The organism is Paenarthrobacter sp. PPS72, from assembly GCF_048537125.1.
GTDB lineage: Bacteria > Actinomycetota > Actinomycetes > Actinomycetales > Micrococcaceae > Arthrobacter > Arthrobacter nitroguajacolicus_E.
This window is the reverse complement of the sequence record NZ_JBLYIE010000017.1, coordinates 13,359-38,744: the sequence shown is the minus strand read 5'-3', so window position 1 is coordinate 38,744 and position 25,386 is coordinate 13,359. Positions and strand designations below refer to the sequence as shown.

19 protein-coding genes are annotated in these 25,386 nt (G+C 63.1%); 14 read left to right on the top strand and 5 right to left on the bottom strand.

Going from position 1 to position 25,386, the window contains the following annotated elements; genetic code table 11:
- The first annotated feature begins 6 nt into the window (after nt 1–6).
- From ACLRGI_RS08225 to ACLRGI_RS08210, 4 genes are read left to right on the top strand one after another with little or no spacing between them, the layout of a single operon-like run.
- Nucleotides 7–1,005: an NAD-dependent epimerase/dehydratase family protein gene (locus ACLRGI_RS08225; protein WP_419201187.1), complete on the top strand. Its 999-nt coding sequence runs from the start codon at nt 7–9 to the stop codon at nt 1,003–1,005.
- Entirely contained in the window at nt 1,002–1,907 is a 906-nt protein-coding gene (locus ACLRGI_RS08220) for a 5-dehydro-4-deoxyglucarate dehydratase (protein ID WP_419201186.1), read from the top strand. The genes ACLRGI_RS08225 and ACLRGI_RS08220 overlap by 4 nt, the downstream gene beginning before the upstream one ends.
- A complete protein-coding gene (locus tag ACLRGI_RS08215) occupies nt 1,907–3,082 on the top strand; it encodes a mandelate racemase/muconate lactonizing enzyme family protein (protein ID WP_419201185.1) in 1,176 nt (391 codons plus the stop codon). The genes ACLRGI_RS08220 and ACLRGI_RS08215 overlap by 1 nt, the downstream gene beginning before the upstream one ends.
- Nucleotides 3,063–4,514: an aldehyde dehydrogenase (NADP(+)) gene (locus ACLRGI_RS08210; RefSeq protein WP_419201184.1), complete on the top strand. Its 1,452-nt coding sequence runs from the start codon at nt 3,063–3,065 to the stop codon at nt 4,512–4,514. Before ACLRGI_RS08215 ends, ACLRGI_RS08210 begins: the two co-directional genes overlap by 20 nt.
- 159 nt (nt 4,515–4,673) lie before the next feature.
- On the opposite strand, the gene ACLRGI_RS08205 is transcribed toward ACLRGI_RS08210, so the two are convergent.
- The 3 genes from ACLRGI_RS08205 to ACLRGI_RS08195 are packed head-to-tail and all read right to left on the bottom strand — an operon-like array spanning nt 4,674 to nt 9,105.
- Nucleotides 4,674–5,783 (bottom strand): M24 family metallopeptidase, encoded by a 1,110-nt coding sequence (locus ACLRGI_RS08205; RefSeq protein WP_419201183.1) that lies wholly within the window; start codon nt 5,781–5,783, stop codon nt 4,674–4,676.
- Entirely contained in the window at nt 5,780–7,882 is a 2,103-nt protein-coding gene (locus tag ACLRGI_RS08200) for a DUF6807 family protein (protein WP_419201182.1), read from the bottom strand. Before ACLRGI_RS08200 ends, ACLRGI_RS08205 begins: the two co-directional genes overlap by 4 nt.
- A complete protein-coding gene (locus ACLRGI_RS08195) occupies nt 7,879–9,105 on the bottom strand; it encodes an acetylxylan esterase family protein (protein ID WP_419201180.1) in 1,227 nt (408 codons plus the stop codon). The genes ACLRGI_RS08200 and ACLRGI_RS08195 overlap by 4 nt, the downstream gene beginning before the upstream one ends.
- Nucleotides 9,106–9,480: 375 nt before the next feature.
- On the opposite strand from ACLRGI_RS08195, the gene ACLRGI_RS08190 reads away from it, so the two are divergent.
- From ACLRGI_RS08190 to ACLRGI_RS08180, 3 genes are all read left to right on the top strand, one after another.
- Nucleotides 9,481–10,425, top strand: coding sequence for a carbohydrate ABC transporter permease (locus ACLRGI_RS08190; protein WP_419201178.1), 945 nt, complete (start codon nt 9,481–9,483; stop codon nt 10,423–10,425).
- A complete protein-coding gene (locus ACLRGI_RS08185) occupies nt 10,418–11,359 on the top strand; it encodes a carbohydrate ABC transporter permease (RefSeq protein WP_419201177.1) in 942 nt (313 codons plus the stop codon). Before ACLRGI_RS08190 ends, ACLRGI_RS08185 begins: the two co-directional genes overlap by 8 nt.
- 113 nt (nt 11,360–11,472) lie before the next feature.
- Nucleotides 11,473–12,843: an ABC transporter substrate-binding protein gene (locus ACLRGI_RS08180; RefSeq protein ID WP_419201176.1), complete on the top strand. Its 1,371-nt coding sequence runs from the start codon at nt 11,473–11,475 to the stop codon at nt 12,841–12,843.
- A gap of 137 nt (nt 12,844–12,980) precedes the next feature.
- On the opposite strand, the gene ACLRGI_RS08175 is transcribed toward ACLRGI_RS08180, so the two are convergent.
- The gene (locus ACLRGI_RS08175) at nt 12,981–15,017 is read right to left on the bottom strand and encodes a beta-galactosidase (RefSeq protein WP_419201175.1); all 2,037 of its coding nucleotides are present in this window, start codon (nt 15,015–15,017) and stop codon (nt 12,981–12,983) included.
- A gap of 216 nt (nt 15,018–15,233) precedes the next feature.
- On the opposite strand from ACLRGI_RS08175, the gene ACLRGI_RS08170 reads away from it, so the two are divergent.
- The 5 genes from ACLRGI_RS08170 to ACLRGI_RS08150 all read left to right on the top strand — a co-directional run bounded on the left by ACLRGI_RS08170 (nt 15,234) and on the right by ACLRGI_RS08150 (nt 20,480).
- Nucleotides 15,234–16,520 (top strand): ABC transporter substrate-binding protein, encoded by a 1,287-nt coding sequence (locus ACLRGI_RS08170; protein ID WP_419201174.1) that lies wholly within the window; start codon nt 15,234–15,236, stop codon nt 16,518–16,520.
- 49 nt (nt 16,521–16,569) lie between these two features.
- Nucleotides 16,570–17,523, top strand: coding sequence for a carbohydrate ABC transporter permease (locus tag ACLRGI_RS08165; RefSeq protein WP_419201173.1), 954 nt, complete (start codon nt 16,570–16,572; stop codon nt 17,521–17,523).
- A complete protein-coding gene (locus tag ACLRGI_RS08160; RefSeq protein ID WP_419201172.1) occupies nt 17,520–18,437 on the top strand; it encodes a carbohydrate ABC transporter permease in 918 nt (305 codons plus the stop codon). Before ACLRGI_RS08165 ends, ACLRGI_RS08160 begins: the two co-directional genes overlap by 4 nt.
- A gap of 13 nt (nt 18,438–18,450) precedes the next feature.
- Entirely contained in the window at nt 18,451–19,101 is a 651-nt protein-coding gene (locus tag ACLRGI_RS08155) for a Poxvirus protein I5 (protein WP_419201171.1), read from the top strand.
- Nucleotides 19,102–19,205: 104 nt separating this feature from the next.
- A complete protein-coding gene (locus tag ACLRGI_RS08150) occupies nt 19,206–20,480 on the top strand; it encodes an MFS transporter (RefSeq protein ID WP_419201170.1) in 1,275 nt (424 codons plus the stop codon).
- A gap of 99 nt (nt 20,481–20,579) precedes the next feature.
- Here the strand turns inward: ACLRGI_RS08150 and ACLRGI_RS08145 are convergent, their stop codons facing one another.
- Nucleotides 20,580–22,664 (bottom strand): DUF6807 family protein, encoded by a 2,085-nt coding sequence (locus ACLRGI_RS08145; protein ID WP_419201169.1) that lies wholly within the window; start codon nt 22,662–22,664, stop codon nt 20,580–20,582.
- Nucleotides 22,665–22,935: 271 nt separating this feature from the next.
- On the opposite strand from ACLRGI_RS08145, the gene ACLRGI_RS08140 reads away from it, so the two are divergent.
- Together ACLRGI_RS08140 and ACLRGI_RS08135 are read left to right on the top strand one after the other, a co-directional pair.
- Nucleotides 22,936–23,943 carry an acetylxylan esterase gene (locus ACLRGI_RS08140; RefSeq protein WP_419201168.1) on the top strand — a complete coding sequence of 336 codons (1,008 nt, stop codon included), beginning with the start codon at nt 22,936–22,938 and terminating at the stop codon, nt 23,941–23,943.
- Nucleotides 23,944–24,163: 220 nt separating this feature from the next.
- Nucleotides 24,164–25,306: a 3-deoxy-7-phosphoheptulonate synthase gene (locus ACLRGI_RS08135; protein ID WP_419201167.1), complete on the top strand. Its 1,143-nt coding sequence runs from the start codon at nt 24,164–24,166 to the stop codon at nt 25,304–25,306.
- The last annotated feature ends 80 nt before the right edge of the window (nt 25,307–25,386 follow it).

The window sequence follows — 25,386 nt, the reverse complement described above, 5'->3', positions numbered from 1 at the left end:
AAGACCATGAGCAGGATTTTCGTTACCGGTGGTTCCGGTCGACTCGGCCGCAGCGTAGTGGCCGGCCTCGCCGAGGCGGGGCACAAGGTCATCTCGGTTGACCGGGATGCCATTCCGGCGGAGTTGTTGCCGGCGGGCGCCGAGCAGCACACCGCGGACCTTTTGGCGCCGGGGGAGGCGGAGCGGCTCATCCGCGAAACAGCACCCGACGCCGTCATCCACCTCGCCGCTATTGCCGTACCTTTCAGCGCGCCGGAGGACGTCATTTTCAGCACCAATACCCGGCTCGCCTACGCGGTGATCAGCGCGGCCACCGACGCCGGTGTCCCGAAGATCGTGACGGCGTCCAGCCCCACGGCCCTGGGCTACGGCTCGCCGGCCGGGTGGCTGCCGCCGTCGTTCCCCCTGGACGAGCGGACGCCACCCAAGCCGTGGAACGCCTACGCACTTTCCAAGCTGATCGCCGAGCAGACCGTGCAGATGTTCGCTTCGGCGCAGGGCAGCAAGATCAGGTACGCGGCGTTCCGTCCGTGCTACGTGATTTCCCCGGAGGAATGGGAAGGGGCGTTGACGCAGCAAGGGCATACAGTCCGTGAACGGTTGGAGGACCCGGCACTTTCCGCGCCGGCGCTCTTCAACTATGTGGATGCGCGGGACGTTGCCGACTTCCTGGACGTGCTGCTGGAGAAGATGGATTTGATCCCTAACGGCGAGGTGTTCTTCGTCGGTGCGAAGGATGCTTTGGCTACCGCGCCCCTGGCGGAGTTGTTCCCGCGGTTCCTGCCGGGCAGCGCGCCCCTGACCGGGCACTTGACCGGCACCAGTCCCGCGTTCTCCATCGATAAGGCCAAGGAACTTCTGGGCTGGGAGCCCAAGCGAACCTGGCGCACCGAACTTACGCCGCCATTCGAGGGCGAAGACACAGCATCAAGCGAACAAGCAGCACTCAATGACGAGATTCACGCCGGCCTGGTACCGGCGGGAGCAAACAAGGAGACACCATGAACTTCGACGGCGTACTGTTCTTCCCCGTCACCCCTTTCGCTGAAGATGGCACCGTAGATGTGGGGTTGCTGAAGGAGCACATCACTTCCCGGCTTCCGTTCGGCCCGGGCGGTGTTTTCCCCGCGTGCGGCACGGGTGAGTTCCATGCCCTGTCCATCGATGAGATTCGCACTGTGGTGACTGCCGCCGTCGAGGCTGTTGCAGGAGCAGTACCTGTGGTCTCCGGTGCCGGCGGACCCCTTGGCCACGCAATTGCCGCTGCGAAGGTAGCCCAAGAAGCCGGCGCGGATGCCCTTCTGGTGCTTCCCCCCTATCTGGTCACCGGCCCCACCGACGGTGTTGTGGCCTATGTTGAGGCCATTGCCGCAGCGAGCAGCCTGCCGGTGATCGTGTACCACCGCGGCACCGCCAAGTTCACTGCCGAGGCCATCACCCGCCTGACCGCCAACCCCAAGGTGGTTGGCTTCAAGGACGGAATTGGCGACGTCGGCCTGGCGCAGGAAATCGTCTCGGCGATCAACGCCAGCGGCCGCACGGACTTCGCCCTCTTTAATGGCCTGCTGACAGCTGAGCTGACTCAGGGTGCCTACCGGGGCCTCGGCATCCCCCTGTACTCCTCGGCAGCGTTCGCCATGGCCCCGGAAATCGCCAAGGCTTACTACGACGCCTACATGTCCGGTGACGAGGAGCGCCGCCACGCGTTGCTGGAAGGTTTCTACGCTCCGCTCGTCCGTCTCCGCGACCAGACTCCTGGCTTTGGTGTCTCCCTGATCAAGGCAGGCCTGCGTCTGGCAGGGCTGCCCGTTGGCCCGGTTCGTCCGCCCCTGGTGGACCCCTCCGAGGAACAACTGCTGGAGCTCAAGTCCATCCTGGCCAAGGGCCACGAGTTGGCCGGCAGCTGATGCCGGCCCGCATCACGGGCCTCACCACCCGGCTGATCACGGTTCCGCTGCTGCGCAGCTGGGGTGCGGAAGCGTCCGAGAACCACGTCATCGTCACCGAATTGACCACGGACGACGGCGGCACGGGCCACGGCTTCTCGTGGACGCCGACCATTGGTCCCCACGCGGTAAAGGCGCTCCTGGACCATGACATCACGCCGTTCATTGTGGGTTTGGAAGCCAATCCGGAGTTGGTCTGGGACCAACTCTGGAAGCGTCTGCACGAAGCCGGCGGGGGTGGTCTGACCACCATTGCGATGGCGGGTGTGGACCTGGCCCTGTGGGACTTGAAAGCACGGCAGGCCGGTACCTCCGTCACGGGGCTTTTGGGCCAGCGCCAGGAGTCCGTGGAGGTCTATGGCTCCGGCGTGAACCTGCATTACACCCTTGAACAGCTGGTGGAGCAGGCACGGCGATGGGTTGCTGCCGGTCACAACGCAGTGAAGATCAAGGTGGGCAAACCCGAGCTTCGCGAAGACGCCGAACGGGTTGCCGCAGTCAGGCAAGTCATCGGCCCGGACCGCTTGCTCATGGTGGACGCAAACCAGCGTTGGGACCTGGCCCATACGTTCCGTGCCTTGGACGTTTTGGGGGAGTACGGACTGGAATGGCTCGAAGAACCCATCCGCGCCGACGATCTCTGGGCCTACCGGCGCTTGCGCAAGCACTCGCCCGTGCCCATTGCCTTGGGAGAGAACGTCCACACCATTTACCGTTTCCGCGACTTCATTGAAGCTGAAGCGGTGGACATCATCCAGCCCAACATCGTCCGGGTTGGTGGCATTACCCCGTTCCGCAGGATCGTCGAGTTGGCACGGCCCAACAGCATCAGGGTGGCGCCGCACCTGCTCCCGGAACTCTCCGGGCAGCTGGCGCTCACCTTGGCCGAAGCCGTGAGCGTGGAGGACGTGGAAGACGCCTCCTTCGAGCAACTCGGCATCCTGGCCGCGCCCTCGCCGGTGAAGATCAGCAACAGCACCGGCCGAAGCCGGCTCAGCAGCACAGGCCGTGCGGGGCTTGGGTTCCACTTCACCGGAAAGCAGCCCGTCTCCGAAAGCGCAGCCCCTGCCAGCGCAGCCCCCGCGAACGCAGCCCCCGACAGTAAAGGAAACCGCATTGAGTACAGCAACTCTTGACCTGACAGCCATCACCGCCGCAGCCACGGAAGCCGCCAAGGTGACAGCAGCAGCTTCGGACGCCGAGCGCGCTGCCTGGCTGAACGCCGTCGCCGACGCCTTGGACGCCAACGTCACTGAGCTGGTGGCGATCGCCGATTCGGAGTCGAGCCTGGGCACTGTCCGGCTCACGGGCGAGGTGGCACGGACCAGCGGACAGCTGAGGTTGTTCGCCAACGTGATCACTGAGGGGTCGTACCTCGAGGCCGTCATTGACCACGCTGACCCGTCATCCACCCCGCCCAAGCCTGACTTGCGCCGCATCCTGCGCCCGATCGGCCCGGTAGCCGTGTTCTCGGCGTCGAACTTCCCGTTCGCGTTCTCCGTGGCCGGCGGCGATACCGCGTCCGCGCTGGCCGTGGGTTGCCCGGTCATCGTCAAGGCGCACTCGGGGCACATTCGTCTTTCCGAGCGGACCGCCGAGGTTGTCGCCGAAGCGCTGGCCAAGGCCGGTGCCCCGGAGGGAATCTTCGCCCTGGTCAGCGGTCGCGAGGCCGGAACCGCGCTGGTACAGGATCCCGCCATCAAGGCCGTCGGTTTCACCGGATCCATCCCGGGTGGCCGCGCACTGTTCGATCTCGCATCCTCTCGTCCGGAACCCATCCCGTTCTACGGCGAGCTCGGTAGCTTGAACCCCGTGGTCATTACGGCGGACGCACTTGCGGAACGTGGACAGCAGCTCGCGGCGGGCCTGGCAGGCTCCTTCACCATGGGTGCCGGCCAGTTCTGCACCAAGCCGGGGCTCGTGTTCATCCCGGCCGGCACGGACTTCGCGGTGCATCTGGCAGAGGCCAGCAAGGACAAGCCCACCGCTGCCATGCTTACCGAACGCATTGCCGAGGCTTACCCGGACGGGCTGCGGAACGTCGCTGACCAGCCGGGTGTCGCCGTGGTCAGTGGCACGGTGCAGCAGGACAGCTTGGCTGATGGCGCCGCCCCTGTGGTGTTCTCTACCAGCGCCGCGAACGTGCTGGAACGACCCGAGGAGCTGTTGGAAGAATGCTTCGGCCCCACCACGCTGCTTATCGAGTACGCCAACCAGGACGAATTGTCCGCGGCCTTGGCGAAGGTGCCCGGCAGCCTGACGGGCACGGTGCACGCGCAGCCGGGTGAGGACGTTTCCGCCCTGGTGGAGCAGCTCAGCGGCTTGGTCGGAAGGGTCCTGTTCGACGGCTGGCCCACCGGCGTGGCCGTGAACTGGGCACAGCAGCACGGTGGTCCGTACCCGGCCACAACGTCCTTGTTCACCTCAGTAGGGGCCACTGCTGTACGTCGCTTCCAGCGGCCGGTGGCTTACCAGGACGCTCCGGAGACTGTCCTGCACCCGGCACTGCACGACGCCAACCCGCTGGGCATTCCCCGGCGAGTGGACGGCGTGCTCACCCTCCGCTAACCCACCCGCACGTCCCCTACTGAGTCGCAGTTCAGGCCGTTGTGAGCGCTGAGAACGACCTCAATTGCGACTTACTTGGGTAGGCATGAACGTAAGGGGCGGGGTCACCATCACGGTGACCCCGCCCCTTTCGTTTGAGTCGGGTTTTGTGCGAGGACGTTACGGGCGGAGCGTCAGCGGACGACGCCGGCCGTCCACTTGGGTGGTCGGCCAACGGTCGTCCCTGGTCAGGACGCGCAGGCCGGATTCGGTGAGCAGTACCGTATCTTCGATCTTCACGCCGGGACCGGAAGGGTTCCACGTGAAGGGCTGGTTGAGCACCACCGTATCCGTGACGTCTGCGGTGACCCGGGGATCGCGGCCTGCGTAACCGGCGGGCCCGCCCTGGTGGTGCAGCGTCCACTGGTCCTCGCCGAAGCCGTGCCGGGCGTAGGCCAGCTTGATCTCGGCGAAGATGTCGTTGAGCTTGGCCCCGGGGACAGTGGCCCGGAAGATGTCGGCCTCAACAGAGGCGATGCGGGCCTCGGCGTCGAGCTCCTGGGGAGTGCCGGCGTCGAACGCTACCCAACGGGTCACGTTGGCAACCAGTCCGTTCCGTCGGGCACACACCACAGCCATGGCACGGCGACCGATGGGGGAATGGGTGGCCAAGGGATGCCGGAAGTCGCTCCGCGCGGCACCATTGCAGAGCAGGACAAGGGGTTCCGCGCCCGCTGCGACAACCCGCGCGGCAAGCTCCGAGACGAGCTGGAATTCCGTGGTTTCAGGCGTCACGGCAGTGAGGACCTCCGTCATGGCGGCTGCGGCGTCGGCGGAAAGTTCGGCGTAGCGGGCCGTTTCGGCCGGGAGGAGCTGCTGCCGGGCCGCGCGAAGTTCGGCTGTGACGGCCGCTTCCACCAACGGGTCACCACCAACGGCCAGGCCAGCCGCGACGGCATGCAACTGACCATGCCATGGAACCGCGTCCAGGCTGACGCCCTCCGGCAGTTCCTCTGCAGCGATGCGGCCGGCCTCATTGTTGAACGTGACCAGGTGGTCACCGGAGCGGTCCACCAAAAGGGCGGCGATGGGGTCCCCGGCCAGGCTGATGTGCACCCGGCTGCCGTCCAGGTACCAGGTGAGGGCTGTGTTCGAGGTCAGCAAAAGCGAATCGCGCCCCGCAGCGTCCAGGATATCCAGCACCCGCTGTCGCTTGACCGCGCGGTCGGCGACGTTGCCAGGCGCAGTGCCTGCAGTCAGAGCTGGCGTTAATTGAGTAGGCGTGGTCATGCCGGTTCCCCCAAGGTAGTGATGAGCTGTTCAATGTCTTGTGTTGCCAAAAAGCCGTCCGCGATGAGCACGGTGACAGTTCGCTGCACGGGGTGGCCGGGTTCGGCCACCACCGGCGCATCCCACGCCAAGGACAGCCCCACGCCGGGGTAGCCCGAATGCCGTACGAACCAGGGGTCAGGTGCTTGGGGTGCTGCGAGAAACACCAGGGTGGCAGGGTGGCCCAGACCGGGATCGCCGGTGACATGCGCTGGCGCGGCGGTTCCGGCGTCGAACGTTCCGGACCAAGCCAGCCAGGGCGCCACGCTGCCGTGCACGGCGTCCTCGCCCCGTGCCTCCGGTGTCCATATAGTCGCGTCGCCAACCTTGGGCAGCCGCCAAAAGAAGCCGCCGTAACCGCCCTGTGGCCGTCCGTTGGAACCGGGGCTGCCCAGCAGTACCGGCTGCCCCGTGGCCGATTCCAGCGTGAAGTCCAGCGTCAGTTTCCAGGCTGAATTTCCGACGGCGGCCCAACGCCACTGCCGCTGTTCGCGGAGTATCGGTGATCCGTCCGGGCCGATCCAGCTCAGCCGTTCCTGCCTGTGCCCGTCCGCATGGTCTGCTGCGTCCACAATGATGCGGCCGTGGTCCTTGCGCCACTCATAGGCTCCGGCGTCGCGGGTGTAGGTGCGGCCACCCCAGAAGTTGATGCCGTCCACATCCTGGAGGGCAACACCTGCTCCCAAGTGCCACACGTGGTCCTCCGGGACGTGATCGGTAACTACGGTGCCGGCAAGCGTGCGCACCGGGTGGAGGTAGGGGCGCGGCGAGGACGTAGGCCTGATGTGGGATCCGTCCTGCAAGACAGCGACGGGCCTGCCGTCAATATCCAGGGTGGGTTCGCCGGATGACGTCCAAGGCGCTCCCAGCTCAGCGAACGTGGCCTGGCCCAGAGCTGCCCTGCGTATCAATGATTCGATGCCTTGGACCACGGGGTGGGCGTCGTCGCCCTCGCCTTCCCAAGTGAGGAAGTCCCCGGGAATCTGCCGGGGAGAGTCTGCCGTGCGGATGGCCTCCAACACAGAGACGTAGGCACCGGACCCGGACAGCGGGCTGAGGAGGTCCTCTTCCGTGCCGGCGGCGAGCAGGTTCTCCAGCAGGTCGGTCCGTCCGAAGGTCTCGGTCCGGACGCCTCGGGGTGAGCTGATCTCCAGGCGGTCCTCAGTGTAGAAGAAAGTGAGCTGCCCGAGCGTTCCGTAAATACTGACCGACGGCGCGGACTGAACAGGTGCACAAAGCGTCAAGGCGCACGTCAGGACAGTGCCGCCCGAAGAACCAATGCCGCCCGAAAACCCCGTGCCGGCCGAAAACCCCGTGCCGGCCGCGGTCCTGACCCGCACCACGGACGTATCGTCACTCTCGGTGTCGTTGGCCCGGTAGAGGTCGGTATCCACGCATTCGACGTCCGCGACTGTCCGGGCGCCCGCCAGTCGTAATCCGGTAGCCACGGCATGGGCCAACGCGTTGGTGGCCACTCCATCCACCACATCCGTCCCGTTAAGGCTTCGCCTGCCGGCCCATCGCGACCTCTTGAAGTAGGCCCTGTTCCTAAGCCACAGACCCGTGGCACTGATGCCGCGGACTTCGCCGATTTCGCCCGATGCCACCAAGGCCTCAACAGCTGGCAGAGCCTCCGAACCCAGGCTCTGGAAACCCACCTGAACCAAGCGCCCCGCGCTCGCAGCCGCCGCCATGACTTCCTCGTATTGCGCCATGGAGGCCACTGGCGGCTTTTCCAGATACACATGGGCCCCGGCTTTGAGGGCAGCGAGGGCAAGCGGCGCATGAGTCTGGATGGGGGTCGAGACGATAACGACGTCCGGGTCGATTCCCGCAGCCAGGAGTTCGTCAAGGGAAGCGAAGACCTCTACATCGGGGCCAAGTGTTCCCTCTGCCGGGCTTTGCGGATCGGCCACTGCCACCAGCTCAAGGGCGCCGTTGGCAGTCAACCGTCCAAGGTTTTCCAGATGCCGTTCGCCGAAGCCGTGCACGCCCACGAGTGCGATGCGGGGGAGCCGGGCAATGCCCGCCGCTGTTGTGGCGGTGAGGGGTTGTGTCATGAGTCTGTCCTAGCGGGTGCAGAGGTACTGGTGGGTTGGTTGGGCTGCAGGTTTGCGGCGAGGAAGGACGCAGCCTCGTCCTGCATGGCCGGAGTAAAAACGTGGCGTTCGTGCCGGAAACTGCCGGTGTATCGGGCCGGCATGTTCTCCAGGAGATGCTGGTGGGCGTCCCGCATTCCCTTTTCAGGGAAAAGCGGATCAGCCAGGCCGTATTGGACCAGGACCTTGGCATTGGAGCGCACGGCCAGGTCCGGCCAATCTCCAAGCTTTGCCAGTCCGGGAGTGTGGAGCAGCCACGAGTGTGCGTCCAAGTACGCGGGCAGGAGCGATCCTAACGTGGTCATCATGCACGTCACTACGTAACTGCGGATCAGCGGGCTCAGGGCACCGAGCATCATTGCGCGCCCGCCGCCACCGGAGAAACCCAGGCAACCGAGCCTATCCGCGTTCACCCCAGGGAGCGACGCGAGGATTCCCAACGCTGCGAGGTCGTCGTGCGCAACCGTACCGGCCACGCTGGTGCCGATCAGCGTTGCGGCTTTCGCCACGGTTTCTTCGTGGGCTGCCGCCGCGGCGTTGTACTGTTCCGTTGCGGAAAGTTCGACGCCGGCCTCCCGCCGCAGTGCCTGCTGGCCCTTCACGGCATTGGCAGTACGCCAAGGAAGGGGTTCGAGACCGAAACGCCGGCTGCCCCACATGAAGGTGTCATGCGCCAGGACGGAGAAACCCTGTTGCGCCAACCAGGTGGCCAGTGCCCGTCCACCGTAGAGTTTTGCCCTCGTGTTCAGGGGCGGCAACTCATACGGGTGATCATCCGGTCGGACGCCCAAGGGTGCGCCGCCGTCGTGATCGTCCAAACCGTGGGGGAACCGCACCAGCCGCTCAGCACCGTAGGCCTTGATCCCGCCATGGCAATGCAGGGCCAGCAAACCCGGCAGCGGCCCCGTGGCACCGGCCGGCCGCACGAACCACGCGGACGTCCTGGGCCCGAACCCCAACTGCCACGATAACCGCGAGGTGATGACGCCGTCGTGTGCTGATTCAGAGTGGACTTTGTATTCAAGGTCCGGTGTTACGGCAGGAACTCCGAGTGTGTCGGCAAGTTGCCGGGATGCCGGGGAAACAGCGTTGTGCCTGTTCCGGGCAACATAGGCCGGCCAATCCTCATAGCCAGCCAATGCGCTGGGGCGGGTAGGGGATGGTGCCATGTCAACGGCGTTCATGGCAGGCGGAGTCGGTGGGAAACAATAGTGTCCTGCCTGATCGATGCGTCAAGGGTGTGCGGAAGCGCACGCCGGACTTCTTCAGCGTGGGAAAACGAGTTCGGGCAGCTTCGCAAGAAAACGCTTTCTCAAAAATTAGCAAAAGGCTGTACAAGGGTCAAGAAAACGTTTACTTTGATACGGAGCCGCTGATCGTCCGGACCCCAATCCTGGCAATCCAGGGGACAACGCCAGGAGATTGGCGGCGTCCCGGACGGCAAGCACCAACCAGACTCGAACTCCGTGGATGGCCACGATGACCAAAGGAGACCACATGGCCGCTGTACTACGCACGGGGACGCCGAAAGGCGTTCGCGCTCCGGCGAGGGGGAAGCAATGAGCGCCATAGGCGAACTTTCCACGATGACCCGGCGCAAGGGTCCCATGACCAAGGAAGAGAAGAAGGCGAACGGGCGCGACAACAAAGCCGCCTACGTTTTCCTCCTTCCTTGGCTGATCGGCCTGGTCGCCATCACGGTGGGTCCCATGTTGATGTCGTTGTACCTGTCCTTCACGGATTACAACCTCCTGCAACCGCCGGAATGGGTGGGGCTGGATAACTTCGTCCGCATGTTCGGCGATGCCCGCCTCCACAACTCGCTGCGCGTTACCTTCACGTACGTGCTGGTGGGTGTTCCGCTCCAGCTGGGTGTGGCCTTGCTGATTGCGTTGGTCCTGGACAAGGGCCTCCGCGGACTGCCGTTCTACCGCTCTATTTTCTACTTGCCGTCACTGCTGGGCGGATCGGTTGCAGTAGCCATCCTGTGGAAGCAGATCTTCGGCACCACTGGCTTGGTTAACCAGGTCCTGGCGATGGTTGGCATTGAAGGACCGGGATGGATCTCGGACCCCAATACCGCCCTCGGTTCCATCATCCTGCTGCACGTCTGGACGTTCGGCAGCCCCATGATCATCTTCCTGGCCGGCCTTCGCCAGATCCCTGTGATGTACTACGAGGCAGCCAAAGTGGACGGCGCCACCACGCTGCAGCAGTTCTGGCGGATTACCCTCCCCATGCTGAGCCCCATTATCTTCTTCAACCTGGTGCTTCAGATCATCGGTTCATTCCAATCGTTCACGCAGGCGTTCATCGTCTCCGGCGGTAACGGTGGGCCGTCCGACTCCACCATGTTCTTCACGCTGTACCTGTACCAAAAGGGCTTCGGTCAATTTGATATGGGCTACGCCTCAGCGATGGCCTGGTTCCTGCTGGTCATCATCGGCGTCTTCACCGCCATCAACTTCATCGCTTCAAAGTATTGGGTGTTCTACGATGACTAAACTCCAGACCCTCCCCGCCGCTTCCGGTTCCTCCTCGGGCAAGTCCGGTAAGGACGGAAAGAGCCCGCGGCGCCGCGAGTCCCGAGGGAGCCTTGCCTTCAGCCGCAGCGCCCGCATTAAGGGCTTGGCCAAGCACGCCATCCTGATCATCGTAGGCGGAGTGATGATCTACCCGCTGTTGTGGATGGTGGTTTCTTCCCTGCGTCCCAATGACCTCATCTTCCGCGAACCCGGCCTGTGGCTCGAGAGCTTGGAGATGAGCAACTACACCGATGGCTGGTCCGCGCTGACGCACCCGTTCGGGCACTACATGCTTAACTCCGCGATCGTGGTCCTCGGCTCGATTCTTGGCAACCTGATCTCCTGCTCCATGGCCGCCTACGCTTTCGCCCGCCTGCAGTTCAGCGGCAAGAAGATCTTCTTTGGCATCATGCTGCTGACCATCATGCTTCCGTTCCACGTGGTGATCGTCCCGCAGTACATCCTGTTCTCGCAGATCGGCTGGGTGAACACGTTCTGGCCGCTGATCGTGCCCAAGCTTTTGGCAACTGATGCCTTCTTCGTGTTCCTCATGGTCCAGTTCATCCGCGGCATTCCCAAGGATCTCGACGAGGCGGCACGCATCGACGGTGCCGGCCACCCCAGGATCTTCCTCAGGGTGATCCTGCCCCTGATGGTCCCGGCCCTGGCCACCACCACCATCTTCACGTTCATCTGGACCTGGAACGACTTCTTCGGCGCCCTGATCTACCTCACGGACCCGGATATGTTCACTGTTCCGGTGGCCCTTCGCGCCTTTGTTGACTCGCAATCGGCAACCAGCTGGGGATCGCTCTTTGCAATGTCCATCGTGTCCTTGCTCCCGGTATTCCTGGTCTTCCTCTTCGGCCAGCGGTTCCTCATTAAGGGCATAGCCACCACGGGCATCAAATAAAACAACTAGAACAAGTTTCTATCTTGTAATACAAGACTGTGACTTATATCATCATCGCAACGGGAAAACGCTTTCTCAGTTCGCATCGAGATCAAAGAAGATCGGAGACAACAGTGCCGGAAAATCCAAAGGGTGAAGCAGCCGCCCCTGCAACTGCCTCGAAAATCCGTGTATCAGCGCCGAAGGCCAAGCGCCGGCTTCGGGCCTCAGCCCTTGTCGCGGCCACAGCCGCCGCAGTCCTTGCCCTCACCGCTTGCGGCGGCGGCGGAGGATCAGAGGCGAAGAGCGCCGACGGCAAGGTGGAGCTCCGCTTTTCATGGTGGGGTGGGGACAAGCGTGCACAGCTGACGCAGGAGGCCATTGCCGCCTTCGAAGCCGAAAACCCCAATATCAAGATCAAGCCGGAGTATGGCGACTGGAGTGGCTACTGGGACAAGCTGGCCACCCAGGTTGCGGCCAACGATGCTCCGGACATCATTCAGATGGACGAAAAGTACATCACCGAGTACTCCACACGTGGCGCACTGCTGGATCTTTCCAAGTACGACATCGATACGTCCAAGCTGGACGAAGCCGCCTTGAACGCCGGCAAGGGCGAGGACGGACTGACCGGCATCGCCGCAGGCATCAATGCCGCCACTATCCTCGCCAATCCGGCGGTCTTCCAGGCCGCGGGCGTCCCGCTTCCCGATGACAAGACGTGGACCTGGGAAGACTTCGAACGGATTGCCGCCGAGGTTACCGCCAAGTCCCCGAAGGGAACCTACGGCGCGGCTGCCTACGGTACGGATGAAGCTTCCCTTGGCGTGTGGCTGCGGCAGAACGGCAAGTCACTCTACACCCAGGATGGCAAGCTTGGCTTCGAGCCCTCGGACATCAAGGGCTACTGGGAATTCCTGAAGCAGATGAGCGATAACAAGGCGGTACCCACCGCCTCGGAAATCGTTGAAGCTGAAGCAGCCCCGCTGGATCAGAGCGGACTGGCCACGGGTAAGAACGGTATGGCGTTCTGGTGGTCCAACCAGCTTCCGGCCCTCGAGAAGGCTGCCGGCGGCGAGCTGCAGATCCTCCGCTTCCCGTCCAAGACGGGCAAGGCCGAAGATGCCGGGCTCTGGTACAAGGCCTCGCAGTTCTGGTCGGCATCCTCCAGGACCAAGCACCCTGAAGAGACGGCAAAGTTCATCGACTTCCTCGCCAATAACGTCAAGGCCGGCGAAATCCTCCTCGCTGACCGCGGCGTCTATCCCAACTCGGACGTCCGCGAGGCCATTGCTCCCAAGCTGGCCAAGGCAGACGTGAAGGTAGTCGACTTCATCGGCGCCATCAAGGAAGAACTCGGGGAGGCTCCGGCCGCCCCGCCGAAGGGCGCGGGTGCCATCCAGGAAATCATTAAGCGCTACACCTCCGAAGTCATGTTCAACAGGCTCTCGGCGGAAGAAGCAGGCAAAAAGGCCGTGGACGAAATGAAGTCCGCCATCAGCTAGCCTTTTTGAAACGGGAACCGCGTCCCGGATTGGTCCACGAGGATCAATCCGGGACGCGGTCTTTTGTGTTCCCCCACTGGGTGGCAGTAGTGGTCGCTCCCAGCGCTGGGAAGAGCCGCTACTGCCAGTCAGTTGGGTCAGTCTTCCGCGATGACGGCCACGGCTCCGGCGGGTACAACGCCGGTGAAGCGCGCACCGCTGAGCAGTTCGCCGCCGTCGGCCTTCACCGTGACGTCTTCCCGGCCGTGGTTGATGGCGAACAGGAAGGTGCGACCGTCAGTACCGCGCCGCCGGACGAGTTCGACGCCGGAAGACACCTCGGTCACGGCCGTCACCCCTGCTTCCTCCACGAGTCGGGCGGTGAGTGAGTCGATGCCATCAGCGTCGGGAAGCGTGGCCAGGTACCAAGCAGAACCGGTGCCGACAGTGCGCCGCGTCAGTGCGGGAACGGCGTCGAGCGGGTAGTTGGTGAACGTTGCCACAACCTCCGTACCCTCGGCAGCGTGGACGTGTTCGCTCCACACTGATCCTTCGGTTCCGGGTTCAAATACCGTTCCGTCGCTCAAGGTGACCGATGCGCCGGGGAAGAGCGGGTGGAATTCCTCGCTCCGAACTTTCAGCAGTTCCCGGAAAGCGCCCGGGTAGCCGCCCAGCCGGACATGGTCCCGTTCGTCGACGATGCCGCTGAAGTAGCTAATGAGTACTGTGGCACCACCCTCAGCTGCGGCCGCAATCGAGGCAGCCGCGGCGTCCGTGACGGAGTACAGGGTGCACACCAAAATGAGGTCATAGCCGGACAGCTCCGCGGACGGATGTATAAAGTCCGCAGTGATCCCGCGCAGGTACAAGGAGCGGTGGAAGGCTCGCATGGTGTCGAGGTATTTCAACGAATTGTTCGGGTGTGAATCCAATTCGGAGGCCCACCACGCTTCGTAATCGAACACCATGGCAACGCGGGATTCCACGCGGGATCCCTTGACGGGTTCCAGCTTGGATAACGCGTCGCCCAGGTCCACTACGTTCCGCCACACCTGGGTATCGCGCCCGCCGTGGGGCACCATGGCCGAGTGGAACTTCTCCGAGCCGGCCTTGCTCTGCCGCCACTGGAAAAACATGACCGCATCGGCGCCACGGGCTACGTGGGTTAGGGAGTTGCGGAGCATTTCGCCGGGCATCTTGGGTTGGTTGTGCGGCTGCCAGTTCACCGCCGATGTGGAGTGTTCCATCAGGATCCACGGCTCACCGCCCGCCACGCCGCGGGTGAGGTCTGCGCTGAAAGCGAGTTCGATTTCCCTCTCCGGGTCCGCGGCCACGAGGTAGTGATCGTTGGCGATCACGTCCATGTCCTTGGACCAATCGAAGTAGTCCAGGGCCTTGGTGGCACTGGAGACCATGAAGTTGGTGGTCGCCGGGACGTTGGGAGTGACCTCGCGGATCACGGCCAGCAGCTCGCGGTAGTAGTCCATGAAGGACCAGGAGTTGAAGCGCGCGAAGTCCAATTGCTGCCCGGGATTGAGCGTGGTGGGTGCGGCGCCCGGTGGGATGATTTCGTCAAAGGAAGCGTAGTGCTGGGACCAAAAGGCCGTTCCCCACGCGTCGTTGAGGGCCCCGATTGAGCCGTACCGGCGTTCCAGCCAGGAGCGGAAGGCGGCCGCGTCTTCTTCGCCGTGGAACTCTCCAACGTGGCAGCCCAGTTCGTTGTCCACATGCCAGAGCGCCAGGGCGGGGTGGTTTTTGTATCGTTCGGCGAGCGCACGGGTCATGGCGGTGGCGTACCTGCGGTAGACAGCCGACGACGGCGTGTAGTGGCGTCGCGAGCCCCGCTCCAGCCTGACTCCTTCCGCGGTGACGGGCAGGATCTCAGGGTATTTGCGGGCCAGCCACGCCGGGGGAGAAGCCGTGGCTGTTGCCAGGGCTACTTTGATTCCGGCTCCGTGAAGGTTGTCCATGACATCGTCCAACCAGCCGAAATCGTAGTTTCCTTCAGTGGGTTCCAGGAGGCCCCACGAGAAAATTGCGACGCTCAGGAAGTTCACTCCAGCTTCCTTCATGAGCTCGATGTCCTCGAGCCGGATGTCTTCCGGCCACTGCTCCGGGTTGTAGTCGCCGCCGTAAGCGAGGCCGTTGATGTTGTTCCAGATGGATGGACTGCGTTGGATCTCGGGGGAGGTCAAGGGGACTCCTTCGTCGGGTTGGCCGTGCTGGTACTGGTGGTACTGAAGGTCTAAGTGCAGCGTATCGGTGAAATTGGCGTGAAACAGCTTCTTTGGAAAACGCTTGCCCAGATTGCGGATTAGGGATATTGTATCGATTCAGAACGAGTGTAAGCGAGATCACTGCCACGTTGTAGAGAACTTGGAAGCTTGCACCAACTGAGCAAGGAGGCTCTCATGATCGATAGAAGGAAATTCCTCACCACGGTGGCTCTCGGCACTGCATCTGCCGCGTTCCTCTCCGCTTGTGGCCAATCCTCGACCGCCGGACAGGCAGGTTCCGCGGAGAACCCCGTCACCATCAACTACACCTGGTGGGGCAATGACGACCGCGCGGAGCGTACCCGCAAGGCCATTGCCTTGTTCGAGTCCAAGAACCCGGATATCAAGGTGAACGGCAACTTTACCGACTTCGCCGGATACTGGCAGAAGCGCGCCACCGAAGCTGCCGGTGGCGGCTTGCCGGACGTTATGCAGTGGGACCTGTCTTACCTGCGTGACTATGGGCAGCGGAACCAGCTTCTTGACCTGAGCACCGTGAAGATCAACACGGATGCCTTCGATAAGTCCCTTCTTCCTTCGGGGCAGATTCGCGGCAAGACCTATGGCATTCCCACCAGCACCAACGCTTTCGCGGTGTACTACGATCCCGCCAAGCTCCAGAGCCTGGGCGTTGCGGAGCCGGATGGCCAGTGGACCTACAAAGAGTTCAACGCCTTCATGTTGGAAGTCGGGCAAAAGGGCAACGGAGCGTTCTACGGCGGCACCGACTACACGGGCGTGTGGTGGATGTTCAACATCTGGTTGCGCCAGAACAACATCCAGGCCTTCACCGAGGACGGCAAGCTGGGCTTCACCAAAGACGACCTCAAGAAATGGTGGAACACCACCGCAGAGCTTCGCGGCACCCCCGCACTCGTTCCCGAAGAGCGGGTCACCCAGCTCGCGCCCAAGTCCGCCATGGGATCCAACGTCACTGCCAGTGAAGTCACCTGGGACAACTTCATGGCAGGCTACCTGGGCGACAGTGGAGCCAAGGAACTCAAACTGGTGCCGGTTCCCTCCGACGACCCGGACAACCTGGGCCTCTTCCTCAAGCCCTCCATGCTCATGGTGGCCAGCGCCAAAACCAAGTACAAGGACGCTGCTGCCCGCTTCATCGACTTCATGGTCAACGATCCCGAAGTCGGCCAGATCTTCAAGACCTCCCGCGGTGTCCCGGCGTCGAAGACCCAACGCGACGGCACCACCTTCGAAGGTACCGACAAGCTGGTGGTGGATTACGAGAAGTCCATCGAGAAGTACCTCAAGGACGCCCCCGAGCCCCCCATCGTCGGTTTCGGCACGCTTGAAGCCTCCTTCAAGCGCGTTAGTTCCGAACTGAACTACGGCAAGCTGACCCTGGACGGCGCAGCCGATGCCTGGTTCAAGGAAGCCGAAGACCTCATCAAGCAGAACGCCTGACCAGAGCTATGCGTCTGATCCAGGCTTTCCCGACTGACGGACTGATCTCGTGACTCAAAGCCCAACCCTGAGCAGGCGCTCGTCGTCGTCCGCTTCCCCGCAGCCGCGCAAGTCGCGGCGGCGGGGAGCGGATGCCCGCGCCGGCTACACTTTCCTGCTGCCTTGGCTGCTGGGATTCATCGCGCTGACAGTAGGCCCGATGATCTCCTCGCTGTACCTCTCCTTCACCAACTACAACCTCTTCGAAGCTCCGAAGTGGATCGGCCTGGACAACTACATCACCCTCTTCCAGGACGAGCGTTTCCTGCAGTCGGTGGGCGTGACCCTGAACTACGTCATCTTCGGTACTCCACTGAAACTGGCCGCAGCTTTGGCGATTGCAATGCTGCTCAACAGCAAGCGCAAGGGCCAGGGCTTCTACCGGTCCGCGTTCTATGCACCGTCACTGATCGGTGCGTCCGTCTCCATCGCGATCGTGTGGAAAGCCATGTTCGGCGATTCCGGTCCGGTGGACCAGGGTTTGTCTTTCTTCGGGATCAACCTTGGCGGCTGGGTGGGTAACCCGTCCATGACCATGCCCATGATGATCCTCCTGACCGTTTGGCAGTTCGGTGCCCCCATGGTGATCTTCCTGGCCGGCCTCAAGCAGATCCCGGCAGACCTCTATGAAGCAGCCTCGATGGACGGTGCCGGTCCGGTCCGGAAGTTCAGAAACATCACCTGGCCCATGCTTTCCCCGGTGATCTTCTTCAACCTCCTGATGGAAACCATCCATGCCTTCCAGATCTTCGCTTCGGCCTACATCATCTCCAACGGTGAGGGCGGCCCGGCAGGTTCCACCCTCTTCTACACCCTCTACCTGTACTTGCGCGGTTTCAGCGACTTCCGGATGGGCTACGCCTCGGCAATGGCCTGGCTCCTGGTGATCGTGGTCGGCGTCATCACGCTGATCTTCTTCAAGACCTCCAAGTCCTGGGTCCACTACAGCGGTGATTCGAAATGACAACCATGGCAACCCCCACCCAGTCCACGTCCACGGCGCCGGCACCGGTGTACAACCCGAAGTCCGAGTCCACCACGGCCAAGCGCATCAAGAGCACCATCTTCCACATCGTTGCGCTGGGGCTCGTGGCGATGGTCCTCTACCCGGCCATCTGGATGATCTCTGCGTCCTTCAAACCGAACTCGGAGATCGGTGGCGCCAACAACGCGTTGTGGTCGAACAACTTCAGCTTTGATAACTTCGTCACGGCCATGGAAGGAATCGGCGGCGTCTCCACGCTGACGTTCTTTACCAACTCGCTGATCCTGGCCGTCGGCGCCGTGGTGGGAACCGTCCTCTCTGCCTCCATCTCCGCTTACGCTTTTGCCCGAATCAACTTCCCGGGCCGTGGACTGTTCTTCGGCATGATGATCGCCACCTTGCTCCTGCCCTTCCACGTGGTGATCATCCCGCAGTACATCGTGTTCCAGCAGCTTGGCCTGGTGGACACCTACGTGCCGCTGCTGATCGGCAAGTTCCTGGCCGCCGACGCGTTCTTCGTGTTCCTGATGGTCCAGTTCATGCGCGGCCTTCCGGCCGAACTTGACGAAGCAGCCCGGATCGACGGCGCAGGGCACGTGAGGATCTTCGGATCCATCATGCTCCCGCTCATGAAGCCGGCCCTGATTTCCACCTCCATTTTTTCCTTCATCTGGAGCTGGAACGACTTCCTGGGCCCTTTGCTCTACCTCAACACCCCCGAAAAATATCCGCTGCCCCTTGCGTTGCGACTCTTCGTCGACCAGACCCAGAGCTCGGACTACGGCGCCATGATCGCCATGTCCGTCCTGGCGCTCCTGCCCGTTCTGGTCTTTTTCCTGGTCTTCCAGCGCTACATCGTCGAAGGCGTTTCGACGCAGGGCCTCAAGGGCTAAAGGACAACAGAGAATGAGCACAATGAACGCCACAGGCAAGTCTTCGGGGAATCCCGGGATTCCGGTCAACCGCTTTGCCCTCTTCGCCGAGACCATTCTGGCGGGAGTCATCGTGCTCCTCCTCTCTGTTCCGTTGGTGACGGCGCCGGCGGCCTATGCGGCCGGCGTCGCGCACCTGGAAAGGCACCTCAGTGGAAGGGACGATTCCCTCCGCAGTCTCTGGGCCAATTTCCGCCGTGCGCTTCCCGGCAGCTGGAAGACGGGAATCACGACGGCGGTAGCCGCCGTCGTGATTGTCCTTAACCTGTTGCTCGCCCTGGTGGGGCAACTGCCCGGTCGTTCAGTGATCCTGCCCGCCACTTTGATTCTGGCCGCAGGAGGGGCGGTGCTCTTCCTGCGGATCGCCGCCAACTGGAGCGGCGGGGTGAACTGGAGCGGTGACGCTGACCAGCAGCCCGCCGAGGTTCCCGGTCCGCAGCGCTGGGCCCTTGCCTACCAGCAGGCCAAAGCTGATGCGCTGCGGGACTGGACCGGTTCGCTTCTGTTGCTGGCCGCGGTCTTCATGGCGGTTGTCTTCGTTTGGATGCTGCAGGCCTTGTTCGTGATCGTTCCCGGGACCTTGGTCCTGGCCGCGGCTGCCATCAAAATCCGTTCCCACCGCTGAGTTTTTGTACAGCTAATGCCCCTAAGGACCCTCCTTAAGGGCATCAGCTGTACAAAAACTCCGGTGAATCCGCCCCCAACCCGCTGAATCGAGCAAAACCCTCCGTGTCGCCGCGCCCGTTCCCACTGCGCCCCAAATCCACTACACCGCGTGCCCGCTCCACGGAAAGCTGGCACTACCCACTGAGGCACCACAACTACCGGATCTTTGTGACCCTCTCCCTTGTGGGAAGCGGTGGTGTGTGGATGCAACGGCTGGCCCAGGACTGGCTGGTGCTCCAGCTAACGGGCAGCCCCGCCGCAGTGGGCCTCGCCGTTGCACTTCAGTTCCTGCCCATGCTGGTGGTGGGTCCCCTTAGCGGCGTGTTGGTGGACCTCTTTCCCAAGCGCCGGATCCTCCTGGTTTGCCAGTCCGTCGCCGCCCTGCTGGCCGCCGGCCTGGCCGTGTGGAACGCGATGGGAGGCACCGATGTCTGGGTGGTGTACGCGTCGTGCATTGCCCTGGGCGTCACCAGCGCGATCGACGGACCGGCGCGGCAAGTGTTCGTCAACGAAGTAGTGGGCGACGCCGGGCTGCCCGCCGCCATCGGCCTGAACAGCGCAATCGGCCAGTTGGGAGCCATGGCCGGCCCTGCACTGGCTGGAGTAGTCATTGCCCAAGCGGGCCCGGCGGCGGCTTTCGCTGCCAACGCCTTGATTGGTGTATCTGTCCTGGTGATGATCGCCTCCATCAGGCCAGGGGAGCTGCATCACTCTACTGAAGCTCCCGATCCCACGGCCCGGAAAGGGCAGATACTGGCAGGCTTCCGCTTTGTCCGGGCGCGCCCACCCTTGTTATTGACCATGCTGCTGGCTGGCTTATTAGGTGCCTTCGGCATGAACGGGCCCGTTGTCCTCGCGGCCTTCGCGGACGGAATATGGCATAGCGGCCCGGCAGGCTTTGGCCTCTTCAACACCGTCAGCGCCTTGGGAGCTCTAGCGGGAGCGTTGGTAGCAACACGGATCAAACGGTTTGGACGCAAGGGGATAGTGGCCAGCGCCGGGCTCTTCGGCCTGACCCAAGCGCTCGCTGCGTTGATGCCTACGCAGGAGTGGTTCGTGGTGATGCTCATTGTTGTGGGGTTCATGACCCTGGTGTTCCTCACGAGTGCAGCCACCGCGGTACAGCTCGAGGCGGGCGCCAGCGTGCGCGGCAGGGTCCTTGCCCTGTACTTCCCGTTGCTGCTGGGCGGTCATGCCTTGGGTGGCTTGCTGGCGGGGTGGCTCACCGAGGACTTCGGTGTCCGGGCGGGCCTTGTGGTCACGGGAGCGTTGGGTATGGTGTCGGCGGCAGTGATTGGCTTCCTGCTTTGGCGCTGTTCAGTCCGCCGCCGCGCCTAGATATTCCTACCAGCCCGCTGCTTCCAGCCCGCCACGAATCCCGCCCTTGTCCGCCTTTCCCGCAGTTGAACTGTGAGGAGGGCTGACAAAGGCGGGAACCTACATCCCGGCGCTGCCCACCAGGGCCTCGATCTCCGTTGCATCAAGGATGTCGTCGCTGATCCACACAGTGTTGGTCCGGCTGAGGGAGTCCCCAGCCGCCAGTTCCACCGACGTATCCCAGGCCAAGGCAGAACCGACCGCGGGGTACTCGCTGCACCGCACGAACCATGGGTCCGCCGACTCGGAAGGTGCGCCAAACACCAACGTGGCAGGGCCGCCGTCGAACTCTCCCGTCCAGGCCAGCCATGGCGCTACGGAACCGTGCACGGAGGGCTCGCCCTCGGCTGTGGAGGAGAAGACGCGCGGGGAGCGGTTGACAGGCAGGCGCCAGAAGAATCCGCCATAGCCGCTGCCGGCCGCACCGTGGGATCCGGGACTGCCCAGCGAAACGTCCACGACGGCGGTGAGCCGGGTCTGGATCTCGAGTCGCCACGTGCGCTCGTCCAGCAAAGTGCGGCTTAGGGAGCGTCGTTCCGTCAGGACGAGGCTGCCATCAGCTGCCAGCCAGTTGAGTTCGAGGGTGGTGTGGTCCTTGTCCCGCGAGATGTTCGCGGTCTCGATCCTGCCGTGGTCCGTCAGGTCAACGTACGTGCCCGCGGTCCGCCGGTAGCTGCGGCCGCCCCAGAAGTTGCTGCCGCTGACATCCTGCAGTGCGAACCCTGCCCCCAGATGCCACACGTGATCCGAGGGCAGGTGGTCTGTGACAACAACGCCGGCTGGCGTGGACACCGGGTGCAAGTAGGGCCGGGGAGAGAGGTCGGGCTCGAGGTGGCCGCCGGTGCGGAGGACTGTGGTGGGGCTGCCTGTGGTGGGGCCACCTGCGGTGGGGGAGAACAGTGGCTCCGTGCCTTCGGCCATGGGCCGTCCCCAAGGAATCCCCAGCTCTGAGAAGGTGGCGTGGGCTCGCGTTGCGCGTTCCAGGATGTCCTCGATGTTTGGGATCACGGCATGTGCCTGTTCGCCTGTTCCCACCCATTCCACGCATTCCGCGGGAATCAACGCGGGTGCCTCTGCTGTTCGGATGGCTTCCAGGGCACGCATGAACGCGCCGCTGTGATCCAGGGGGCTTAGCAATGGCGTGCCCACGGAAAGATGGTGGAGGAGGTTCTCAGTGAGGTCATACCGCCCGAAGGTATGAGAGGTTTCCCCTGCCCCGGTCCGGACTGTCACACGGTCCTCGGTGTAGTGGAACACTGCCGTCCCTTCAGTGCCGTGCAGCGTGACGTACGGTTCCACGGATTCGGCCGCGCAGAGGGTGAGGGCGCACGTGATGGGCAGACCGTTGATGGTGCGCATGCGGATCACTGACGTGTCATCCGCTTCGATATCGTTAGCGCGGTAGAGATCGGTTTCCACTGACGTGAGGTCCTCCGACGTCCGTGCTCCGACGATGCGGAGCGCCGTGGCGATGGCGTGGGCCAGCGGGTTGGTTGCGACGCCGTCCACCACATCCACGCCGTCGAGGCTGCGTTTGCCTGCCCAGCGGGAACGCTTGTAATAGGCGCGATCCCGGACCCAACGTCCCGTAGCGGAGATCCCCTTCAGCTTGCCGATGCTTGGCAGTTCTTCCGCAGCTTCCCCGCTGGCCAGCTTCTCCAAGGCGGGGAGGGCGTGGGAGCCGAGGCTTTGGAAACCGATCTGGACGCTGCGACCAGCTTCATCGGCTGCTTTCCTGAGGCAGAGGAAGTCGCTCATCGAGGCAACGGGAGGCTTTTCGAGGTAAAGATTGGCCTCCGAAGCAAGTACCGACAGCGCCAAGGGGGCATGGGTCTGGATGGGGGTTGCCACGATGACGACATCAGGGTGGTGGTTGGCTGCGAGCAGTTCGTCCAGGTTCGTGTGGACAGCCGTGGTCTCAGGCAAGTCTCCGGGCGCCGGGGGATTCGGGTCTGCCACGGCAACAAGGTCTACTTTGCCTTGGTTCCTGAGCCGTTCGAGGTTCCGGAGGTGGTGTGTGCCGAAGCCGTGGACCCCCACCAGCGCGATCCTTGCCGGCGTGGTTCCGGACGCAGCAGTCTTGGTTGCCGGGGCAGTTTTGACAGGCGTGGGACTACTGACGGACTCGGTGGATGCGGTGTCCATGGTTCTCCTCGGCTGGCGCGGCAACGATGGCGCAGGACGCCGTCGTCTGGGTCTTCACAAAAGTATTCGGGCGGGATTAGGCTACACCTCAGCAAGCGCTTTCCCATGAGTTGTTGTGTTTAGTTTAGCGGCACCGGGCTTGAAATGTAACGTTTCAAGAATAGTTGGTTCCTAACCTTCACGGATGACGTAGGATGTCTTCTAGTGGACGCAATAGCCCGCCCCGTAGCCTGAATCAGCCCAGTCAGACCCACCTGAACCGGAATGGACCATGCCCCTCTTTGACCTTCCCCTTGATCAACTCCGCCAGTACACCTCCGCAGCAGTGCCACCGGCCGACTTCGAGGCTTTCTGGGATCGCACCATCGCTGAGGCCCGTGGGCTTCCGCTTGATGCTGTGTTTGAGCCAGTGGACAACTATCTCAGCGTGATCGACACCTTCGATGTCACCTTTTCAGGCTTTGGGGGAGACCGCATCAAAGGCTGGCTGCATCTGCCTGCGAAGTTCGGGTCCGGGGAGCAACTTCCCGTGGTGGTGGAGTACATCGGCTACTCGGGAGGCCGGGGACTGGTGAACCAAAACACCCGTTGGGCACAGGCCGGCTACGCCCACTTCATCATGGACACCCGAGGGCAGGGTTATGGCGGGGTTTCCGGAGACACCCCGGATCCACACCCGTCAGCCGGTGGAGTCAACTACGCCGGTCTCATGACCCGAGGCGCCGACCACCAGGACAACTACTACTTCCGGAGGGTCTACGTGGACGCCTTCCGTGCGGTGGAAGCAGCGCGGAACCATCCCGCCGTCGACCCCTCAAAAGTGGTGCTGGCCGGTGTCAGCCAGGGGGGTGGCATCACGGTTGCCGTGGCCGGGCTGATTGCCGGAAGGCTCGACGGCGCTATCGCCGCGCTGCCCGATGTCCCGTTCCTGCAGGACTTCCCCCGCGCGATTGACATCACACCCCGTGGCCCGTACCCGGAGATTGCCGGATTCCTGGGCCGGCACCGCGAAAAGTACGAACCCATGTTGGCAGTCCTGAATTACTTTGACGGCGTCCACCTGGGCCGTGCGGCCACAGTGCCTGCGCTGTTCTCCGCCGCGCAAATGGACGATATCTGCCCACCGTCAACGGTGTTCGCGAGCTTCAACAACTACGGGGTTTCGGGCGGGTCGCCGGACAAGGACATCGAGGTGTACCGGTTCAACAACCATGAAGGCGGGCAGGAGCACCACTGGATCAGGCAACTGCAGTTCCTGCGCAAACTGTTGTCATCTTGATGGACGCAATTTGCCCGCGGTGAAGAACCGCGGTTATGGTGTGGCTATGACTAACCGTTGGTATGCGTATTTTTCGTTGGCTCTGGAGGGGCCCGCGTCTAACTGACACGCATCCAACTTTCCTTCAGAGCCAACAGGGCAGAGATCATTCTCTGCCCTTCGCCATATCCGGCGGGTTCTGAAAAGGGGCCCGCTCCGTATCCCGGAACAGGACCCAGAAATGACCAGCATCGCCGCAGAACCCATCGATTCGCGTGACTCCGCATCTGAGGCGGGACAGCCCGCGACCTCCAACTTGCGGGTCGCCCGTTTCGAGCCGCTTCCGGCCCCGCAGGACCTCATCGCCGAGTTGCCGCTGGATGCGCACTCAGCCGCCGTCGTCGACCGCGGCCGTGACCAGGTCCGCGCCATCATGGACGGCGTGGATGACCGCCTGTTGGTGATCGTGGGCCCGTGCTCTATCCACGATCCCAAGGCCGGACTTGAATACGCCCGCCTGTTGGTCAGCCAGGCCGAGAAGCACAAGGAAGACCTGCTGGTCGTCATGCGGACGTACTTCGAGAAGCCGCGCACCACCGTTGGTTGGAAGGGCCTCATCAATGATCCCCACCTTGACGGCAGCCACGACATCGCCGCCGGGCTCCGTGCAGCCCGCGGCTTCCTGAAGCAGGTCACCGCACTGGGCCTCCCCACAGCCACCGAATTCCTGGAACCCATCAGCCCGCAATACATGGCCGACCTCGTGTCCTGGGGCGCAATCGGTGCCCGCACCACCGAGAGCCAGATCCACCGCCAGCTCGCGTCCGGGCTGTCCATGCCCATCGGCTTCAAGAATGGAACCGACGGCGATCTCCAGGTGGCCATCGACGCTTGCGGCGCCTCTGCCGCTGAGCAAGCCTTCCTGGGAATCGACGACGACGGTCGCGCGGCACTCGTGGCGACGTCCGGCAATCCGGACACCCACCTGATCCTGCGCGGCGGACGCAAGGGACCCAACTACTCTGTTGACGATGTTGCAGCGGCTTCCTTCAAGCTCGCCTCCAAGGGGCTGAACCCGCGCTTGATCGTGGACGCCAGTCACGCGAACAGCGGCAAGAGCCATCATCGGCAGGCAGAAGTTGCCCTGGAAATCGGTGCGCAGCTCGAAGCGGGCGAGACTTCGCCGATCGCCGGTGTCATGCTGGAGAGCTTCCTCGTTGGAGGGGCGCAGAACCTCGATGTCGCCAAGCAGCTTGCGGGGGAGCAGGAGCTCGTTTACGGCCGGAGCGTCACGGATGCATGCATGGAGTGGGACGTTACGGCCTCCGTGCTGGAGCAGCTCGCAGCCTCGGCCCGGAAGCGTCGTGACGTTGTTGCGGCTTAGATCCGTGTGAAGGCTACGAGTTACTGGAAGCTCTTTCACATTGGCCCCATCAGCCTCTAGAGTATCTAGCACATGGTTGT

Bases quoted from the DNA above. Each gene is read 5' to 3' on its own strand.
- ACLRGI_RS08225 (WP_419201187.1), top strand. From the start codon at position 7: ATGAGCAGGATTTTCGTTACCGGTGGTTCCGGTCGACTCGGCCGCAGC.
- ACLRGI_RS08220 (WP_419201186.1), top strand. From the start codon at position 1,002: ATGAACTTCGACGGCGTACTGTTCTTCCCCGTCACCCCTTTCGCTGAA.
- ACLRGI_RS08215 (WP_419201185.1), top strand. From the start codon at position 1,907: ATGCCGGCCCGCATCACGGGCCTCACCACCCGGCTGATCACGGTTCCG.
- ACLRGI_RS08205 (WP_419201183.1), bottom strand. From the start codon at position 5,783: ATGACCACGCCTACTCAATTAACGCCAGCTCTGACTGCAGGCACTGCG.
- ACLRGI_RS08200 (WP_419201182.1), bottom strand. From the start codon at position 7,882: ATGACACAACCCCTCACCGCCACAACAGCGGCGGGCATTGCCCGGCTC.
- ACLRGI_RS08195 (WP_419201180.1), bottom strand. From the start codon at position 9,105: ATGAACGCCGTTGACATGGCACCATCCCCTACCCGCCCCAGCGCATTG.
- ACLRGI_RS08190 (WP_419201178.1), top strand. From the start codon at position 9,481: ATGAGCGCCATAGGCGAACTTTCCACGATGACCCGGCGCAAGGGTCCC.
- ACLRGI_RS08185 (WP_419201177.1), top strand. From the start codon at position 10,418: ATGACTAAACTCCAGACCCTCCCCGCCGCTTCCGGTTCCTCCTCGGGC.
- ACLRGI_RS08170 (WP_419201174.1), top strand. From the start codon at position 15,234: ATGATCGATAGAAGGAAATTCCTCACCACGGTGGCTCTCGGCACTGCA.
- ACLRGI_RS08160 (WP_419201172.1), top strand. From the start codon at position 17,520: ATGACAACCATGGCAACCCCCACCCAGTCCACGTCCACGGCGCCGGCA.
- ACLRGI_RS08155 (WP_419201171.1), top strand. From the start codon at position 18,451: ATGAGCACAATGAACGCCACAGGCAAGTCTTCGGGGAATCCCGGGATT.
- ACLRGI_RS08145 (WP_419201169.1), bottom strand. From the start codon at position 22,664: ATGGACACCGCATCCACCGAGTCCGTCAGTAGTCCCACGCCTGTCAAA.
- ACLRGI_RS08140 (WP_419201168.1), top strand. From the start codon at position 22,936: ATGCCCCTCTTTGACCTTCCCCTTGATCAACTCCGCCAGTACACCTCC.
- ACLRGI_RS08135 (WP_419201167.1), top strand. From the start codon at position 24,164: ATGACCAGCATCGCCGCAGAACCCATCGATTCGCGTGACTCCGCATCT.